The sequence below is a fragment of the Virgibacillus necropolis genome (genome assembly GCF_044793635.1).
In the GTDB taxonomy this organism is placed as follows: domain Bacteria; phylum Bacillota; class Bacilli; order Bacillales; family Amphibacillaceae; genus Virgibacillus_F; species Virgibacillus_F necropolis_A.
The window spans coordinates 46,991-65,662 of sequence record NZ_CP084992.1 but is presented as its reverse complement, the minus strand read 5'-3'; the positions used below and the strand labels follow the sequence as shown (position 1 = coordinate 65,662).

Sequence of the window (18,672 nt, the reverse complement as noted above, 5' to 3'; positions counted from 1 at the left end):
TGGCTATTGTTTTTTATGACTTGGTACTAATAGTAATATATAATAGGATTATTATTTATGCAAGCAATCCTTTAATCCAGCTTTTTTCTCATATAGGAATCATTCTCTAAGAGTATTTGAAGTTTTTGATAATCCTTATCTTCCTCTAATTTGTTTGATTCAATAATATCCTGTGCATCTTTACGGGCGGTTTCAAGCGCTTTGAAATCATGAATCATATCAGCAACTTTAAATTCTGGAAGGCCACTTTGTTTCTTTCCAAAAAAGTCGCCTGGCCCACGAAGCTTAAGGTCCTGTTCAGATAACTCAAAACCGTTATTTGTTTCGGTCATGATTTTCATTCGTTCTTTCCCTACTTCACCCTTTGGATCTGCGATTAGTATACAATAGCTCTGTTTATCACTTCGGCCAACTCGTCCTCTTAACTGGTGTAACTGTGATAATCCAAAACGTTCAGCATCATAGATAACCATAACTGTTGCGTTCGGTACATTCACGCCTACTTCAACAACAGTGGTTGATACAAGAACTTGAATTTCATTTGCGGCAAACTTATTCATTACCTCTTCTTTTTCATTAGATGACAATCTTCCATGCATTAAACCTACCTGAATACTGGGTGGGTAAAATTCCTGTAGCTGGTGAAAAAGATCTACGGTATTTTGGATATCCAATTTATCGGACTCCTCTATTAACGGACAGACTACATATGCCTGTTCCCCGTGGGAGATGCGTTTTTCTATAAAGTTCAGCACGCGTTCTAATGTATTTTCTTTTGTCCAAAACGTTTCGATTTCTTTTCTTCCAGAAGGCATTTCATCAATGATAGAGACATCCATATCGCCAAAAGCAGTAATAGCAAGTGTTCTCGGAATTGGAGTAGCTGTCATAAACAACACATCTGGATGCAAGCCTTTACTCCTTAATGCACGTCGTTGTTCTACGCCAAATCGGTGCTGCTCATCCACAATTACAAATCCTAGATCGGCAAATACAACATCATCTTGTATTAAAGCATGCGTACCAACTACTATATCAATCTTATGGTCCTTTATCGCTTCCGTTATTTCTCGTCTTTTCTTTCCTTTTACGGAGCCAGTCAGTAAAACAATCGTAGCCCGATTGCCAAACATGTCACACAATGACTGATAATGCTGCTCTGCTAATATTTCAGTCGGAACCATTAGCGCACCTTGTCGGTTTGCCGAAATGGTAGCATATAAACAAATCGCTGCAACAGCTGTTTTTCCAGATCCCACATCCCCTTGCAAAAGGCGATTCATGCGATATGGTGTTTTCATATCGGCTAAAATTTGGTTCAAGGAACGAGTTTGTGCTCCTGTTAAGGCAAACGGAAAGGTTTGAATGAATTCTTCTACTTTCATCGGGTCATAATGTTGTGCATTACCTGTAGTGGATTCACGCTTGATTTTTCGAAGTAACTGCATTTTTAATTGAAACAGCAAAAACTCTTCATATGTAAATCTTCTTCTGGCATGTTTTAATAGTTCCCGATTTTTTGGGAAATGCATAGCTAAGATCGCATGTTTACGATCTGGAATTTTATACGCTTTTAAATAATCATCCGGTATAATTTCTTCAACATCATTTATATGTTCTTTTATCGCAGTACTCATAACTTTTTTCAACTTGAAGTTGGTTAATTCGCCTTTTAATGGATACATTGGTTGAATAGCTGCCTGTTCTTCTGCATGCCCTTTTTTATAATTACTTACCGTGATTTGCAGTCGATGTGCATCCCATTTACCTGTAAGGGTTACGATATCATCTGCATTCAATTGCTTTTTTGCAAATGCGCGGTTAAACATAACAGCCTTAATAGCCACACTTTCTGTTTCAACAGTAAATGTCAACCGGGATTTCTTTTTCCCATAAAAAGAAAGGGAAGGATCATGGATTACCCTTCCCTCAATTGTTACTTTGTCCTCATGGATTAACTCGCTAAGAGGTTTTATTTCAAAAACATCGTAACGATATGGGAAATAGTAAAGTAAATCTTCTACTGTATTAATATTAGCCAATGCCAGTGCTTCTGCGAATTTATCACCGACACCTTGGATGGTAGATACGGATTCACTAAGCAAAATCAATCACACTTCCTTGGAAGACATCCCAAATATTTTTTTCTTGATTTCTTCACCTGTTGGTGTTCCCGCTAGGCCACCTTCTCCTGTTTCACGTAAAGCAGAAGGCATTGATTTTCCAATTTTATACATTGCACCTATTACTTCATCACAAGGAATTCTACTCGTTACACCAGCTAATGCCATATCAGCGGATACGATTGCTAGGGACGAACCAGCTGCATTTCGTTTCACACAAGGAACTTCCACCAATCCTGCAACAGGATCACAAACAAGTCCTAGCATGTTTTTCAATGTTATAGCAAACGCCTCGGATGATTGTTGTGGAGTTCCACCAGCCATTTCTACAATAGCAGCAGATGCCATCGCGCCAGCTGATCCAACCTCTGCTTGACACCCACCAGCGGCACCAGATATCATCGCGTTATTTGCAACGACGAATCCAAATGCGCCTGAAGTGAATAAATAACGGATCATTTGATCACGTGTTGGATTTAGTTGCTCCTTCACTGCAAAAAGTGTACCGGGAACACATCCAGCACTACCAGCTGTTGGTGTAGCACATATTGTACCCATAGCGGCATTAACTTCGTTTGTACCCATTGCTTTACTTACAGCGTCCATCATCAAATTACCTGATAATGGGGTCTTTTCTTTCATATATTTTTGAACTAAGACCGCATCGCCGCCTGTTAAGCCTGTAACAGATTGAACACCATTCAGTCCATCCTCTACTGCTTTTTCCATAATATCTAAATTTCTTTCCATATTGGCATAGACTTCCTCGCGAGAGAGATTCTTAACATCCATCTCTTGCCGAATCATTACCTCGGAAATCAATATATTTTCTTTTTCTGCAATTTCTACTAATTCTGCAACTGTACGGAACATAAAATATACCCCTTTCTATGATGATTAGCTTACGATTTTAGCAATTTGTATAATGTGATTGGCATTTTCTAATTCCTTTAAAACAGCGTCATCAACATTTTGATCCACTTCGATCACCATTAATGCCTCTTTACCCACATCTTTTCGATTTACTTCCATATGTCCAATGTTAATTTCATATTTTGCTAGAATTTTAGTGACAGAAGCAATGGCACCAAAGCGATCATTGTGCATGATTAAAATCGCTGGATGATTACCGGAAAGACGTAGTTCAAAACCATTTAACTCGGTTATTTCAACTTTTCCTCCACCTATGGAAATACCGATGAGCTCCATTTCTTCTTTATCATTACCAATCTTAATTCTTGCCGTATTTGGATGGTCAGATGCACCACTTTCTTCAATAAACTCTACTTCCATATTTCGTTCTTTTGCTATAGTTAAGGCTTTACTCATGCGTATATCATCTGTTTCAAAACCTAGTAATCCTCCAACTATTGCAAAATCGGTTCCATGTCCTTTATATGTTTTAGCAAACGATTCATATAGATGAATTTTTGCCCATTTAGGTTCTTCTCCAAATAAATTACGTGCAGCCTTCCCAATTCTTGCTGCACCAGCTGTATGTGAACTTGATGGTCCAATCATAACAGGACCAATTATATCGAATACTGAATTAAACTTCATAACTAACACCACCTGTATATTAATGTAAACCTACTTCTCTATTGTAAATTATAACAAAAATCGGTGGAATAATCATCTTCATTAAGTCTAGACTAAGTTACTAGTACTAGATTTAATCCACCTGTGTACATTGTCTTAAGGAATATGTTTGAAAAAGGGGGCAAAAAAAGTGGCGAAAATCACAAAGTGGTGTAAGTAGGATCTTATTTCTTTCTAACTTAATTTGATTCGCTTTTTATTAGCTATATACTATCCACAGTTTACGAAATAAATGTCACGAAAGTTTCAATTTTATATACAAACATTGCTACGTACAGCAACTGATCACCTTTGTGACTATTAGATTGCATTTATCCCGAATCTTCTGTTGTTCTTTTCTTGACATGCTTAAGATATAATAGGTACATTCGAGTCAGAATAGAGATCATCATTATGTAGAAAATAACAATCTACAATAACATGTTAGGTCTAATAATCAATATTCTTAGTAAAGAGGCAGAAAAAATGAATCGAAAACGAGAAAGACAAACAACTGAGAAACAAACTCTGTCAAACATTTTTGGGAAGACAGTTAAAATCGGAATTGTTAAATCAAATCTTATTCAAATGTTTGCTGGTTTGACGTTAGCTATGTATACCTATCACTATAGTCTACTTGATAAACTTCCGGAAATGATCTTTGCATTAATCGGGTCGTATTTAGTAATGGCCGCAGCTGGAGCTTTCAATAATTTGTATGATCGCGATATCGATATCATTATGGAAAGAACGAAAACGCGACCAACCGTTACAGGTGTAGTAAAGCCTAAAACAGTATTTTGGCTTGGTTTTTCCATGTCTGTAATTGGGATACTATCGCTTGCATTAGCCTCTTATTTAGCAGCCTTCTTAGGGTTATTGGGGTTGTTTTTTTATGTTGTTCCATACACGATGTGGAGTAAAAGGAGAACAATTTATAATACGGAAATCGGAAGTATATCTGGAGCGACTCCACCTTTAATTGGGTGGGCTGCTATTTATCCAGACATTACACACCCTGCTATTATCGGTCTTTTTGTGATTTCAGTTATTTGGCAGATGCCACATTTCTACGCCATAGCTATTCGTAAGCATGATGATTATAAGGCCGCAAAAGTTCCTATGCTTCCAGTCGTTAAAGGGTTTAGACGAACATATCTCCAGACAAATATTTACTTAATTGTTTTATTTGCAGTAAGTTTTCTATTTGGATATTTAAGCCTAGGTCTTATGTTAGTTGCGCTTCTTTTGGGTATTATATGGATTATTTTAAGTATATTTGGCTATAAAAGGATGGAATCTGAAAAATGGGCAAAAGCCATGTTTATCTTTTCGCTTATTTATATGACTGTCCTATTTTCGACTGTAATTATTTACTCACTTATGGGGATTATTTTTAATTTATACTAATAGGGTCAACCTTCTCAAGAAGCGTCATTAGCGTCTGAAAGGTAATTACTGACGCTGGATATCTAGAACGAATTATAAACACCAAACGGTCAATCACTTATGGAGATTGACCGTTAGAATAAAATTCCTTACATTTTTAGGGTATAGAACCACTCCCACCGATATTTCATTCCACCTGGCTTATTGCATTTAAAATTTCTCCCCATAGAGCAATGTACGTTTTTTGTTCATTCGTTGACATCGAGGTAATTGGTTCACCAAAATCTGCAATCAAAGACTCCAATGATTCATAATCTGCTTTCCTTACATCAGCATGAAACTGTGCTGTCTCTTCCACCCATTCCGTATGATTTCGATGAATAGTAGACAAAAACACTTCATCCTTAAAATCGCTAGGCAGATCGCCTTCCTTCTCCCATTTTACAAGCCATGCTGCCATTTCATCATTCCGGTGTTTTTGTTCTTCCTTTTCAACGATAGACATGATTAATTTCTGAAGCCAGGGTTCTAATTCAAGCTGTTCTTCGCCAATTATGAACTTTAATCTATCTTTATAACGAAACCATTTCTTCTCTCTCCGCTTAGCAAAAACACTCATTTTTGTTATCCTCCTGATCAACCAAATCTATCTTTTTCCGCTACTTCACCTATGTTGATCTACAAGAATAGGATTACCATCCGGATCTTCAATTGTAAAATGTGCTGGTCCTTCATTTGTTTCATCTGCTTCAGAAAGTATTTTAATTCCTTTTTCTTTAAGGTGTTTTTGTAGTTCTCTTACGTCCGTAAAAGAGTCGAGGTTTTCGGCTTCTTGATTCATTCCTGGATTAAAAGTTAGAATGTTCTTTTCAAACATTCCTTGGAATAGTCCAATAATGCAATCTCCATTTTTCATAATAAGCCAATTTTGGGTAATATCGCCTCCTAAGAATTCAAATCCTAAGTTTTCGTAAAATGACTTTGAAACATTGATATCTTTTACATTTAAGCTTACAGAAAATGCTCCTAGATTCATATTTGCTCCTCCTATAAAACTACTGATAATTTTAAATGTTGCCTAAAATACTTATATTAGTAAAGTATAAATGAGTACTGCGAAATACACAATACTCATCAAATGTTCCAGATTATGACCATTGTAAGGTTGCCTTACCTAAACGAACGGTATAGTATAGTTGAACAATTAAGTTATTTTTGTTGTATATTAAAAAATATATAGGGAGAGTGAGATAATGAGTAACAAACGTTTTGAAACTATTTATACTCAAGGAAAGCTAGAACAATTTAAAGTTCTTCGTGACAATGAGACCGGGGTTCTGTATATGTCGAATTATGCTGGTGCTGGAGGCGGGTTAACCGTTATGGTTGATCAAGAAGGAAAACCTTTAGTAGATGAAGATTTTAAAAAATAGTAGAGGATGTATCTACTTGCTTTCATTTAGCGTGATTTGTTAAAGATCTTTTCCTAAATTAGATGCATTGACTGTGACCCATATTTGTTCGAACGTTCAAAAAATCACCTTTTCATAAAAGAAATAGGTGATTTTTTATAAAACGATCGTATTGTTACTAGTGAATATTATTCTTTCTAAAATTACCGCCCTTAACTTCTGCTACTTCATATACCGTAACAAAAGCGCTTTCGTCGATATCGTTAATAATCTCTTTTATTTTACTTTCTTCTAAACGGTTGATGACACATGTAATTTCCGTGAATTGTTCATTTGAATAACCACCGAAAGCTTCTTTATACGTTGCACTTCGACCTAATCGATCACGTATCGTCTCTACCATTACCTCGGGTTGGGTTGTGATAATTTTAAATGTTTTCGAACCGCTTAAACCTTCTTCAACGATATTTATTACTTTTGAAGCAATAAAATAAGCAATTGCCGAAAGAATAGCCCCTTGTAGTCCGAATACGGTTGAAACAATAATAAATACAAACACGTTTAAGTATAAGATTAAATCACTTGTTCCAAAGGGTAATTTTCGAGAAAGTAGGACTGCTAGCATATCAATTCCATCTAATGCGCCACCATTACGCAAAGCTAGACCCATACCAAAACCGATAATAACTCCCCCAACAACGGTTACTAACATGGTGTCTTGTTGAATAATCGTTGGTATGTAATGCATGACGCTAGTGCCGATTGCTAGTGATGCAATTCCGATAATCGAATAGATCGCAAAACTTTTACCAATCTGCTGATATCCTAACCAAACGAAAGGAAGGTTCATGATGGCAATGAGAATGCCTAATGGTATACCAAATACTTCTGAGGCAACGATACTCACCCCTGTCACACCACCGTCTGATACATTGTTCGGGATTAATACCGCTTCTAGTCCATATGCTGTTATAAACCCCCCAATAATAATCATTAATCCTCGTAAAATGATTTTTAGTCTTTTGGGTTTGTGTTTTGTGATTTCACTCATAACATTTCCTCGCTCCAAACTTATTTCTTTTCGTTACACACATAAATTATCCCTATTTATGATAACATATCCCCGATCGATCATTAGAGCGATTTCATGTCAAAACCAAGTTTCACTGTTCCAGTTGGACCGTTTCGCTGTTTTGATAAAATAATTTCTATTTTGTAAACCTGAATCCAAGAGTCTGTATTATTCTTTCATGAATTTATAAATGGTATATCTATGAATCCATCCCGATTCACCCAATTCCGTCACAACGGAGACCAAATCAATTTGATGTCCCGCAGCTGCAACCTGCTTCATGCACGAAAAATCACCTGATGTTCCGCATGGTAAAAATGCTCTGCCTGTACCTCAAGTTTCGTGAAAAGTGACCCTTCCAAGGATATTTCTGCTTCAAAATTAGCTAGACCGACCATTTGTCTTCTCTTTTAACAGCTTCACCATTCGCTCATGGAAAGCGTGCTTGAGCTCGATTGGTACCTTATCAGCCTCAGCCCGCCACTTATGAATGTTGGCCAAATGCACATTATCTTCTTCAGGATAAACCGCAATCTCAGCAAGCGTTGGGGCATACGGATGGGTCGCCACAAATGCCGATAACTTTTTCATCACAAGCGGATAATCCATCTGCTTGAGCTGCGGAATCAGCAAACTTGCTTTTCGCTTTGTAACTTCAAATTTTGGGTAAATGTCCCGGATTGTTTCCAGCACATTAATTGCTTCTTGTTTATTCATAACCCTGCCTCCGCTCGTAATTCGTCAAAAATGGACATCCCACTTGGGCTTGGTTTTTTGCGAAATGGCACCGTATTATCTCCCCGTGATGCACTTTTCTGTGTTTCATATGCTTGTACATCCTCAACCGAACAAATATTTGCCGTACACCATTCCTGTAAAATTTTCTCCAAATAACGAAAAGTTCGCCCATTATTTTTCACCATGATTTTAATCGCCTCAAGCATCACATCTTCGCCAAGCTTCTCACACCATTCCAAAAATTCACACTTCACAAGTGGACTAAGCTCCCCAATGTTTTCTTCGTAAATTGTAACAACTTTTTTCACGCGCGCTTCTTCCCCCTCCTCTTCTTCTATTTCTTTTTCTTTTACTTTCTTTTTAGGTATGGTCAAGGATTGGTCGGCTGATTGGCACAGTGATGCGTCTACTAATTGGTCTGCCGATCGGTCAAGTGATGGCTCAGCATTTGGGAAAAAAGAAATCATTTTATAGACCGGCGCCTTCCCCTTTTTACCATTTTCAACTTGAATTAACCCTTCTTCCATAAGAATCTTTCGCGCATCTAATATTCCTTGCTTTGATAAGCCAGTTAATTGTCCGACAGTCGAATTTGGCGCATTAAATCGCTCCTTCCACCCAGCAGCATTATTGACGGCCATCAACGTATGCCATAAACTAATCGCCCCTGTTGGTAGATCATTAATTAATAACCAGTTCTTAAACGCATTCAATTCTTTAATATAATTCATCATCATTTCCCTTTCCGGTATATAAGTTAAAAAAGAAGAGCACAACAAACCCACGTATCATGCTAGATACGTAGGCTTGTGTACTCTTGATCTTGAATCCATAAATCAATTGATTGCATTGTAAATAAAATACGCGTTCCAATCTTCATGTGTGGAATCTGTTTCTCCTTAACCAGTGCATAAATGGTATCCGTATGCACCCCTAGATAATTCGCCACTTCTTTAACTGTTATAGTCTGCCGTTCCAAATAAAATCCCTCCTCTTACGATTAGATAAAAGTGAAATGTACCGTATTTAATCGGATAAAAACATTTCCTAATACTATAATCGTATGAAGGTGGGATTTGGTGGCATTAATTTGAAAGTTTTTTTAAAATTTATTTTGTCTATGTTAAATAGCATAAATAAATATTAATTTTAGGCTACGAGATTAATAGAAATTTATCATCAAATTTGACTTCCCTCCCCATTCCATCTATAATATTCTCTTGTGGATTATACTTGATATAATCGGGTGGGAGAGGGATAGAAGGAAATATGAGGAGATTTCATGCCTTATAAAAAACAAGATCCGGGTAATGCGCTAAAGAAAGGTAATTGGCGTACGGAGATCATAGCTGGACTGATTGGTTACCTGACTACAGTATACATTGTAGCGGTGAACGGTTCGATCTTAAGTGAAGCTGGAATATCTGTTGAAAGTGGCATGATGGCTACGATTCTAGCAAGCTTTGTTGGAACACTGTTCATGGGTCTGTATGCTAAGCTACCATTGATATTGATTCCTGGAATGGGAATTAACGCGTTGTTTGCCTATTCTATTGTGGAAGGGACAGGGCTTACCTTTCAAGAAGGATTAGGGGTAGTCATCGTTGCTTCGGTATTATTTCTAATCACAGCGATTAGTCGATTAGGATTGATACTAAAAAAAGCGATACCTAATTCGTTAAAGCATGCTATTACAGTTGGATTAGGCTTTTTCTTAATCTTAATTGGTTTAGAAAAAAGTGGTTTAGTTGTTAGCGGTGAACATACGATTATCGCAATTGGAGACTTTACTTCACCAACCGTAATTGTAAGTCTGCTAACATTATTCCTGGCGATATTTTTATTTATTAAAAATGTACCAGCAAACTTTTTGATCACAATGATTAGCGGAACCGTGTTAGCTTATTTGTTCGGTATATTAGATAAAGGGACTAGTAGCGTAAACGTGAATGCGGAGGAATTAATATTTATTCCAGCTTTTACGGCAATCGATGAACTGTCATTCTGGTTAGCTGTTTTCCCGCTGGCGATGATTCTTATTTTTGAAAATATGGGATTGTTACATGGACAACTAGACATGCTGAAACGCGAAAACCGTTACGAAAAAGCATATCATGTTACAGCATTTTCATCGCTCGCATGTGCTTTTCTTGGAACATCACCAACTGTTTCAGCAGCAGAGAATGCGGCAGTAATCGCGTCGAACGGTAAAACAGGTAGAGCAGCCATCACTGCGAGTCTATTATTCCTGGCAACAATTTTTATTATTCCGTGGATATCGATCATACCAAATACAGCAATTAGTCCGATTCTAATTATTGTAGGTGTGCTAATGGCGCAAAACATTCGTCATATTTATTTAGACGATTTATCAGAAGCATTACCTGCGTTTTTAATAGCTGTTATGATTCCATTCACGTACAGTATCGCTGATGGAATGGCGTTTGGATTTATTGCATACCCAATTGTAAAACTAGCGCTTGGAAAGCAAAGAGAGCTGTCATTTGCATTAGTGATCATATCATCACTGTTTTTGTTTGACTTTTTGATGAAGATTATTGGGTTTTAATAGAAACAATAAGCCATACTACACAAGTGGATAAGAACTTGTGTAGTATGGCTTTAATTATTATAAATATTGTCCTGTCACAGATGTTTGATTTCCCCTGATGTCACTTGGTGTTCCTTCTGCAATAATACGTCCTCCTTTGACACCACCTTCTGGTCCTAAATCAATAATCCAATCACTCGCATGGATCATATGAATGTTATGTTCTACCATGATAATTGAATTACCTTTATCAATTAAACGATTAAATAATTCTAACGAATAGTGAATGTCATAAGGGTGTAGTCCTGTTGAAGGTTCGTCTAATAAGAAAAGACTCTTTTGTTTATTTTTCTTCATTAAGGAAGTTGATAACTTTAATCGTTGACCTTCACCACCGGATAATGTTGTAAGTGATTGACCAAGTTTTAAATAACCTAACCCTATTTCAGTTAATAATTGGAGGACTTTATAAATTTTTGATTCGTTATTGAAAATATCTAATGCTTCTTCAACTGAACACTCTAAGCAGTCATTTATATTATAGATATTGTACGTGATATTGAGGATGTTTTCTTTGAAACGTTTACCTTTACAAGTCGGACATACAACTTCCATATCATTAAAAAATAACATGTTACTCATAACATAGCCAAGACCTTCACATGTCTCACAACGTCCACCATTTGTATTGAATGAGAAGTGTTTAGCTGTGATTCCTTGCGCTTTGCTATCTTCGAGTTTGGCAAAAACATTTCGAATGTCTGTGAATACGTTGGTATATGTAGCAACATTTGAACGTTTCATTTTTGAAATACTTGTTTGATTAATGGTAATGACTTCTTCAAACTGGTCTAATCCTGAGACATTGTTAGCTTCTTCTCCTACGACATCAAATATTAGTGAAGATTTACCTGATCCTGAGACACCCGTTACACTTACAAGGGATTCTGTAGGAACGGCAACACTTACAGAAGCAAGGTTATGACGCGTGGCGTCTTGAATGTGAATGGCCGTTTTCCCTGCTTTTCTAACGTTTTGTTTCGGTTGACTTCTGTTTGAAATGTAGTATTTAATTAGGGATTGCTCATTATTTGTAAGGTCTCCTAATGTACCTGTACCAATTAATTCACCACCGTATCGGCCAGCCTTTGGTCCAATTTCAATTAAATAATCAGCTTCTCTCATGACATCCGTATTATGTTCAATCACAAGGACCGTATTACCTTTATCTCTTAGTTTTTTCATAATGTCCATGATACCTTCCGTGTCTTTAGCATGAAGACTAGCTGTTGGTTCGTCGATAATATAAACAACATCTGTTAAGTCTGAATCTAAGATGGCAGATAATCGGATGCGTTGACTTTCACCGCCAGATAAAGTGTTTGTCCCTCGTTCTAACGTGAGATAACCGAGACCTAGACGTTTTATACGTTTAAGTTTTGTTTCTATATCTTGAATATAGACATCAACTGCCGCTATTTCCTCCCCAGTTAAGTTCAAGCTACAGTCATTGACCCATTCTAACAATTGATCTAAATCTAACGTTGAGATTTCTGTGATTGAATGATCCATTACTTTAACATTACGACTATGTACAGTTAATTTTGTGCCATTACAGTCAGGACATGTATCACTATAGAAAAAGATAGATTCTTTACCCATATCTCCATTTTTTTCTTGATATTTTCGCCAAAGGTTTGTCATTACACCTTGGAATTTACCATCACCAACTGTTTTCGGTTCCTTTTTATCAGTGAGTTTTCGAACTTCTTTACTGCTTGTACCATAACAAAGTAAAGCGCTTTGTAATTCATTATAATTTTTAAGAGGCGTATTTTGTTCAAGTGGCACATTGTAATAGTTCATTGTGCTTTTGATGTTATCGAGCTGATACTCTAAGTAGCGGCCTGTCCATAATGCAATTGCACCATTTTCAATTGACAACTCCATATTAAATAAAGTGTTTTCATTAATTTGAATGACTTTACCGATACCTTTACATTTCTGACAAGCGCCTTCGATTGTGTTGTAAGAAAAGTGGCTTCGTGTGAACTTTTTATACTTGTGCTCACAATATGGGCAAATTTGAAAAACAGTAAAATCGCCATCTACATGTTCTGTTTCTTCAATGGCCTGAATAGGGTTAACTTTTTTATTACAGTTTGGGCATGAACGAATACCAAGCTTCTCATAAATCATACGTAAACTTGTGTACATGGCTGTCTTTGTTCCTACTGTAGATCGAGGATTAGATGACGTTTCCTGCTGCTTTAAACTTATAGCGGGAGAAGCACCACTAATATGTGCAACATTTGGTTTTTCAATGCCTTGCATTCCCATTGCCTCTAGATATTGTCGCTGTGACTCATTAAAAAGAATATCATGTGCGAGTGTAGACTTGCCCGATCCAGAAACACCAGTTATCACTGTCAATTTACGTTTTGGGATTTTCACACTAACATCTTTTAAATTGTGTTCGTTCGCATGCTCAATACTAATCCATTCCGTCATGACAACATCCTCCTTCTTCTATTGGAGAAAACATTATACATGCGATAATAAGAACATGCAAGAAATATCCAACTATTTACAGGTTTTTTGAATAATGTTCGAAAATAGGATAGAAAAGCCATATTCTACAAAAATTATGTAGAATATGGCTTTTCATTTTGACTAAAAACTATCCCCGTTTTGGTGTTATATTAACGATACAATTAATGGCAAACACTATTACGCCAACTGCAACTAGAATTCCTCCAACTGCACTAAACGGTACCGCAATTCCGTGTTTAGCTAGGCCAAACATGAACATGGATGCGATGAAAATCGGCAACCCCACCATGTGTAGCCAGAAATGGACAGCAGCTAGCTTGCTTTCCCCTGCTTTTGGAAACACTTGATAGATGACACCGGCTAGAGCAAGGGATACCCAGCCAAGTAAGTTAATGTGTGCGTGTGCTGAAGTGAATACAAACATATTGCCAATTCCCATATACATACCTAAACCAACACCAATTATAAAGTAGATGACAGCTACCTTAATAAATTTTGAAGCCATTGTTAATTTCCTCCTTCACTTTACTATCAGTTCGTAACAGTAATTTCACCATTATTCGTCGATAGTTCAATCATATTCTCACCATTTCCAAATACTGCATTACCACTATACTTATCAAAGATATTAATATGGCCATTATCAACATGTACATTAAATGTCGCATTTGTTGGTTCTTTGTCCGTTTCAATATTGATACGACCATTATCACATTCGAACACAATCGGGCGATTTAAGTTCGTTGTTTCAAGATTAATTTCACCGTTATTTGTTTCCCCGTAGAGTTCACCGGAAACATTTTTAAGTGAGATCTTTCCATTATCTGATTCGGCTTTTACCGATGTTGCTTGAATATCCTCCAACTCAAGATGTCCGTTATTGGTTTCTGCATGGATATCTTTTATATTTAGTTGTTCCGCATGGACAGTTCCATTGTCAATATCAATCTGTAACGATTCGTATTGCTTTTCAGGTAACGATACCCGTAATGTTAAATCTGCGCCCATAAAGTGAAAGAAACTAAATACCTTCTTATCCTCTACTTCAATAGACAGTTTATCTCCTTCGACATCAACGGATAAGCGTTTTTCCATATCTTCTCTACTTCTTCCCTCGAGTGCTACTTTTGCCTGTGAATCATCCGTTGGGATAATCTCTACCCTTTGGTTATCCGCATTAATTTCTATTTCTGTAAACGCATTATTGTTGACAATTCGCTCTTCGTCTACCGATATGGAATTATCTATCGATTGAAATGTAATAAAACTTCCCACAGCTCCGATCACTAACAGAGTGAGTCCGATGATTGCAATTTTCTTGATATTACTCATCTTTCAATCCCCCTTTCACAAGTGATACATTATATTTTAAATAACGTACGAATAAATTGATTAATACTTTTGTGGCAAAATACAATCCAATCACAATTAATAGTCCAGCTCCAGAAAGCATGATGGAGAAGAATATGTCAAACCATTCGAATGTGGAAGGATGGATCATGACATTTACCAAAACTAGAATTGGAGAAGCTACAAATGCAATTCCACCTGCCCAACTTGATAGAACGAATACAGTTAATGCAACAAAAGGACCAAGTACAATCACAAAGTTAAAAAATCCTAGACCAATAACTGCCCAAAGTGCGCGAAATATGTTACCCGAAGAAGCTGTTGTCTCCATCTTTTCAACATGATAGGTTGCGCGTAATTCCTTAGCAATATGTTGTGGCGAACCTAACGATTCCGCTATTTGTTCTTCCGTTTTGCCATCTGCTAATCCAATGTTGAAATGCTCTTGAAAATCCCGCAATATATCCTGACGTTCTTCATCAGAAAGCCCTTTTAATGCTGACTCAAGTTCGTTCATAAATTGTTTATTGTTCACTGTTAGCACCCTCCTTTATTAACTGATTAACACCATTTGAGAAAACCTTCCATTCTTGCATTAATTCCTGCAGATAGATTCTACCTTTATCTGTTAATCTATAGTACTTACGCGAAGGTCCTTCTTTGGATTCCTTTAAGTACGTAGTAAAATACTCTTCTTTTGTTAAGCGTCTTAGTAATGGATAAACAGATCCCTCAGATATTTCAATTTGATTCGAAATTTTTTGGACTAGTTCATATCCATATCGATCTTTTTTATCGAGTAAAACAAGTACACATAGCTTTAACACACCTTTTTTAAATTGTACATCCATTTGTACACCTCATCTCTTCTTGCGGTCTATAGGTTATTATCTAGTACTATATAATGTATAGTACTGAACAATAAAAAATATACCACACACTACTGTTCAATGCAAGGTACTGTTTTATATTTATATCCTTATTTAAAGGGGTACCGCCAACATTCCGAAATGTTGGCGGTACCCCTTAAAGATGAGCTTGGGATTATCCAAGATTGCTTTAATTGTTTAAGTGAAATTGATTTAAATAAACGAAGTAACCAAAAGTCATGTTCAGTGCCCTGCGACCGCTACGCAAAAATCACTACGCTTTCCGCGGGCTTGCGCTGAGCCTCCTCGATCGCAAAGAACGCTCACTGTGGGGTCTCATCACTTCGCTTTTCCGCAGGAGTCTCCGTGTTTTTCCTTCGCTAGGGTCAGCTCATAACTTCAGTCATTGGAGCTGCGGAAGGAAAGGCATCGGGTGAGACCCCGGAGTATGGAGAAGGCTCCTAGCCACCCTAAGGTGCGCGACTGCCCGCAGCGGAAATCACGTTTCTGTTACATCGCAGTTTATTTCCGTAGCGGTAAGTTATGTCGCAGTCATTCATGTAGCGCATAGTTATATCTTTTCTCTCAAAAGCAACAATCTTTACGAAAACAGCCTCAAACTAAAAGAAACCTTTTTTATTGAAGGTTCCTTTCTTTTTTACAAAGTCCTTATAATTAAAGATTTTATTTTTTAAACCACTTCAACCCGGCTTCGATCATCAGGTCATTATCGCAGAGCAGCACGCCTTTTTCTATTCTCTCTTCGTGCTGGAGCTGTTGCATAGAGCTGTTTTTCTTCTTCTGATTGTGGTGACACCTTTGGTACAGGAACAGGCTTCCCCTCCTCATTTACTGCAACCATTGTAAGAAAGGATTCTGTCGTTAGTGTTACCTTATTTCGGATTAAATTATGTGCGGTTACTTTCACATAAACCTCCATTGAACTTGTTCCGGCGTACGTTACATATGCTTCGAGCGTCAATGAATCTCCTACTTTAGCCGATGAAAGAAAATCGACCGAATCGATTGATGCAGTTACAACCGCACTACTTGAATGCTTCATCGCTGTTAAGGCAGCTATTTCATCGATATATGCTAATACTTTTCCACCGAATATCGAATCCAGATGATTGGTATCCGGTGGTAATACCAAACGAGTTTGAATTGTTTTTGAAATTGGTACTTCTAAATTTTCCATAAAAAACCTCCTCTAATTAAAAAAACACCTTCTACGATTAGAAGATGATTAGGTCTACACAAATAAACTTTCATTGGCATGAAATTTATCTAACGTAAACATCCTCCTATCTCCCGTAAGTTAAAATGCACTTCCTTATGGCAGGTTTCCTGGCTCATGAGTCATCGAATCCCTTTACCCTTCCCATTTCTTTAGAAACAGTGGTTTTAAAACGGATTCTTCTCAATACAGTGGCGGGACCGCGTTGGATTTTCACCAACTTCCCTTTTCAACTTTTCGCAAAGTCACCATAAAGCTAAATATTCAATTCGATTTATTATATCATGAAATTCGTCTATTTTAGTAACCAATTGTATATTGAACTTTCAGAATAATAATGAGATAATACATAAATTACACAATATGGAAGGAGTTAATTAAAATGAGAATTATCGATCGTCTGCTAATTTACCATACCTAATCCTGCTGCAGGAAAATTAGAGGTCCTCCGATTTTATAAGGAATAATCAACCTTTATAAATCCAAGGAGGATCAAACATGAATAAACAATTAATAATTTTATTAGTAGGAAGAATTGTAACAAACTTTGCAGATAGCTTTTATATGATTGTCACATTGTGGTATGTCAAATCAGTTACTGACTCTGTATTCCTGGTAGGCTTAACTAGCGCAATCGCTATGCTACCCGTAACTATTCAATTTCTTTATGGACCAATCATTGACAGGTTTTCCAAACGGAAAATTCTATATGTTGCTGTGATTGGACAAGGAATCCTGGTAAGTATCATTTCCATTCTTTATTTTTCGGGAATTCTATTTCTACCAATTTTATTTCTTTTAATGTTCCTGGCTCTTAGTTTATCGGAAGCAACTTATCCAACAGAGAGTGCTTCGATAGAAAAATTATCATCCCGTAAAAATTTAACCAAAGTAAACTCTATCTTTGCTTTTTCCTTTCAAACACTGGATATTGTTTCTGATGCAATATCAGGATTTCTTATCCTTTTTGTTGGCATTGGTGTCATTTACATTTCCAATGGAGTATTGCTTATAGGTACAGGATTGATGTTTTTTTTCTATTTGAAAATTCCTAAGTCAAAAAAAGAAAGTAATCCTTCAACTAAGAAATTCTTTGCTCAGTATAAAGAGGATTTTATTCAAGGATTTAGGGTAGTCAGAAAGCAAAAGTTACTTCTGTCGGTTATGTTTGGGGTAATAGCAATGAACGTCATGGGATCAATGGGAATTGCTATGTTGCCTATTATATCGTCTACCTCAGTTGAATTTGGTTTTTGGCTAACGGCAATGTCTATAGGAACACTGATCGGCACTGTAATTACTAGTAGGTTAGAGGAAATACCTCTTAACCGGGTTATGCCAATTGTACCCATGCTTTCAGGTGTATTTTGGATCCTGTCGTTTATCACTGTTGACCTAGTTTTCATGCCGTTTGTATTATTTGGCTTATCATGGGTAGGTATAGGGATAATAAGTATCTATATACAGACGTTAATACAGGTCAACTTACCCGAAGACTACTTAGGCATTGGATTTTCCTTTATTTCATCGCTACTTGGGTGTTTAAGTCCTTTAGGATATTTTGTTGGGGGTATCCTTGGAGAATTCACTTCAGGCACACTCGTTTTACTAGTAGCTGGGACAGGATATGTTGGTTTTTCACTATATTTCCTTTTTCATCCCAAATTAAATAAACTGACAAATAAATTAAGTGACGAAATAAACTAATAATAAAAAAGCAAAGGGACAAGCGCTCTTTGCTTTTTTACACGTAAGGAAAGTATAAACGTTTTGAGGAAACGCCGGTATAAGTAAAACTTC

Annotated in this window: 19 protein-coding genes and 1 riboswitch; of the genes, 4 read left to right on the top strand and 15 right to left on the bottom strand. The window is 36.8% G+C overall.

The genetic code is table 11. From position 1 onward, the window contains the following. Positions 1 to 71 precede the first annotated feature (71 nt). The 3 genes from recG to sdaAB are packed head-to-tail and all read right to left on the bottom strand — an operon-like array spanning position 72 to position 3,683. Complete coding sequence (gene recG, locus LG329_RS00315; protein ID WP_404456349.1) at positions 72 to 2,105, bottom strand: ATP-dependent DNA helicase RecG; 2,034 nt, start codon at positions 2,103 to 2,105, stop codon at positions 72 to 74. A gap of 6 nt (positions 2,106 to 2,111) precedes the next feature. Next, positions 2,112 to 2,996 (bottom strand): L-serine ammonia-lyase, iron-sulfur-dependent, subunit alpha, encoded by an 885-nt coding sequence (gene sdaAA / locus LG329_RS00310; protein WP_404452570.1) that lies wholly within the window; start codon positions 2,994 to 2,996, stop codon positions 2,112 to 2,114. 24 nt (positions 2,997 to 3,020) lie between these two features. After that, positions 3,021 to 3,683, bottom strand: coding sequence for an L-serine ammonia-lyase, iron-sulfur-dependent subunit beta (gene sdaAB / locus LG329_RS00305; protein WP_404452569.1), 663 nt, complete (start codon positions 3,681 to 3,683; stop codon positions 3,021 to 3,023). 504 nt (positions 3,684 to 4,187) lie between these two features. Between sdaAB and cyoE the strand changes: the two genes are divergently transcribed. After that, positions 4,188 to 5,111: a heme o synthase gene (cyoE, locus tag LG329_RS00300; protein WP_404452568.1), complete on the top strand. Its 924-nt coding sequence runs from the start codon at positions 4,188 to 4,190 to the stop codon at positions 5,109 to 5,111. Positions 5,112 to 5,277: 166 nt separating this feature from the next. Here the strand turns inward: cyoE and LG329_RS00295 are convergent, their stop codons facing one another. Both LG329_RS00295 and LG329_RS00290 read right to left on the bottom strand, forming a co-directional pair. After that, entirely contained in the window at positions 5,278 to 5,709 is a 432-nt protein-coding gene (locus LG329_RS00295; protein ID WP_404452567.1) for a hypothetical protein, read from the bottom strand. A gap of 45 nt (positions 5,710 to 5,754) precedes the next feature. After that, on the bottom strand, positions 5,755 to 6,126 hold the full coding sequence (locus tag LG329_RS00290) for a VOC family protein (RefSeq protein WP_404452566.1): 372 nt from the start codon (positions 6,124 to 6,126) through the stop codon (positions 5,755 to 5,757). Between the two features lie 217 nt (positions 6,127 to 6,343). Here LG329_RS00290 and LG329_RS00285 point away from each other — a divergent pair, with 217 nt between their 5' ends. Further along, on the top strand, positions 6,344 to 6,523 hold the full coding sequence (locus LG329_RS00285; protein WP_404452565.1) for a DUF6440 family protein: 180 nt from the start codon (positions 6,344 to 6,346) through the stop codon (positions 6,521 to 6,523). A 157-nt stretch (positions 6,524 to 6,680) separates the two neighbouring features. Here the strand turns inward: LG329_RS00285 and LG329_RS00280 are convergent, their stop codons facing one another. The 4 genes from LG329_RS00280 to LG329_RS00265 form a co-directional block, all read right to left on the bottom strand. Further along, positions 6,681 to 7,553 carry a YitT family protein gene (locus LG329_RS00280; RefSeq protein ID WP_404452564.1) on the bottom strand — a complete coding sequence of 291 codons (873 nt, stop codon included), beginning with the start codon at positions 7,551 to 7,553 and terminating at the stop codon, positions 6,681 to 6,683. A gap of 402 nt (positions 7,554 to 7,955) precedes the next feature. Further along, positions 7,956 to 8,291, bottom strand: a complete 336-nt coding sequence (locus tag LG329_RS00275; protein WP_404452563.1) for a hypothetical protein — start codon at positions 8,289 to 8,291, stop codon at positions 7,956 to 7,958. Then, a complete protein-coding gene (locus LG329_RS00270) occupies positions 8,288 to 9,043 on the bottom strand; it encodes a DnaD domain-containing protein (protein WP_404452562.1) in 756 nt (251 codons plus the stop codon). The genes LG329_RS00275 and LG329_RS00270 overlap by 4 nt, the downstream gene beginning before the upstream one ends. A 62-nt stretch (positions 9,044 to 9,105) precedes the next feature. Next, positions 9,106 to 9,291, bottom strand: a complete 186-nt coding sequence (locus tag LG329_RS00265) for a helix-turn-helix domain-containing protein (RefSeq protein ID WP_404452561.1) — start codon at positions 9,289 to 9,291, stop codon at positions 9,106 to 9,108. A 303-nt stretch (positions 9,292 to 9,594) separates the two neighbouring features. Between LG329_RS00265 and LG329_RS00260 the strand changes: the two genes are divergently transcribed. Next, positions 9,595 to 10,881 (top strand): NCS2 family permease, encoded by a 1,287-nt coding sequence (locus LG329_RS00260; RefSeq protein WP_404452560.1) that lies wholly within the window; start codon positions 9,595 to 9,597, stop codon positions 10,879 to 10,881. Between the two features lie 60 nt (positions 10,882 to 10,941). On the opposite strand, the gene LG329_RS00255 is transcribed toward LG329_RS00260, so the two are convergent. The 6 genes from LG329_RS00255 to LG329_RS00230 form a co-directional block, all read right to left on the bottom strand. Further along, the gene (locus LG329_RS00255; protein WP_404452559.1) at positions 10,942 to 13,374 is read right to left on the bottom strand and encodes an ATP-binding cassette domain-containing protein; all 2,433 of its coding nucleotides are present in this window, start codon (positions 13,372 to 13,374) and stop codon (positions 10,942 to 10,944) included. A 169-nt stretch (positions 13,375 to 13,543) separates the two neighbouring features. Continuing rightward, positions 13,544 to 13,921, bottom strand: a complete 378-nt coding sequence (locus LG329_RS00250; protein WP_404452558.1) for a cytochrome-c oxidase — start codon at positions 13,919 to 13,921, stop codon at positions 13,544 to 13,546. A gap of 26 nt (positions 13,922 to 13,947) precedes the next feature. Beyond that, positions 13,948 to 14,748, bottom strand: coding sequence for a DUF4097 family beta strand repeat-containing protein (locus LG329_RS00245; protein WP_404452557.1), 801 nt, complete (start codon positions 14,746 to 14,748; stop codon positions 13,948 to 13,950). Then, a complete protein-coding gene (locus tag LG329_RS00240; RefSeq protein ID WP_404452556.1) occupies positions 14,741 to 15,301 on the bottom strand; it encodes an HAAS signaling domain-containing protein in 561 nt (186 codons plus the stop codon). Before LG329_RS00240 ends, LG329_RS00245 begins: the two co-directional genes overlap by 8 nt. Beyond that, positions 15,291 to 15,617 carry a PadR family transcriptional regulator gene (locus LG329_RS00235; RefSeq protein ID WP_404452555.1) on the bottom strand — a complete coding sequence of 109 codons (327 nt, stop codon included), beginning with the start codon at positions 15,615 to 15,617 and terminating at the stop codon, positions 15,291 to 15,293. The genes LG329_RS00240 and LG329_RS00235 overlap by 11 nt, the downstream gene beginning before the upstream one ends. Positions 15,618 to 16,362: 745 nt before the next feature. Further along, positions 16,363 to 16,833, bottom strand: a complete 471-nt coding sequence (locus LG329_RS00230) for an acyl-CoA thioesterase (protein WP_404452554.1) — start codon at positions 16,831 to 16,833, stop codon at positions 16,363 to 16,365. Between the two features lie 121 nt (positions 16,834 to 16,954). Continuing rightward, a riboswitch (cobalamin riboswitch) is annotated at positions 16,955 to 17,140 on the bottom strand. A 230-nt stretch (positions 17,141 to 17,370) separates the two neighbouring features. On the opposite strand from LG329_RS00230, the gene LG329_RS00225 reads away from it, so the two are divergent. Continuing rightward, positions 17,371 to 18,579, top strand: coding sequence for an MFS transporter (locus LG329_RS00225; RefSeq protein WP_404452553.1), 1,209 nt, complete (start codon positions 17,371 to 17,373; stop codon positions 18,577 to 18,579). The last annotated feature ends 93 nt before the right edge of the window (positions 18,580 to 18,672 follow it).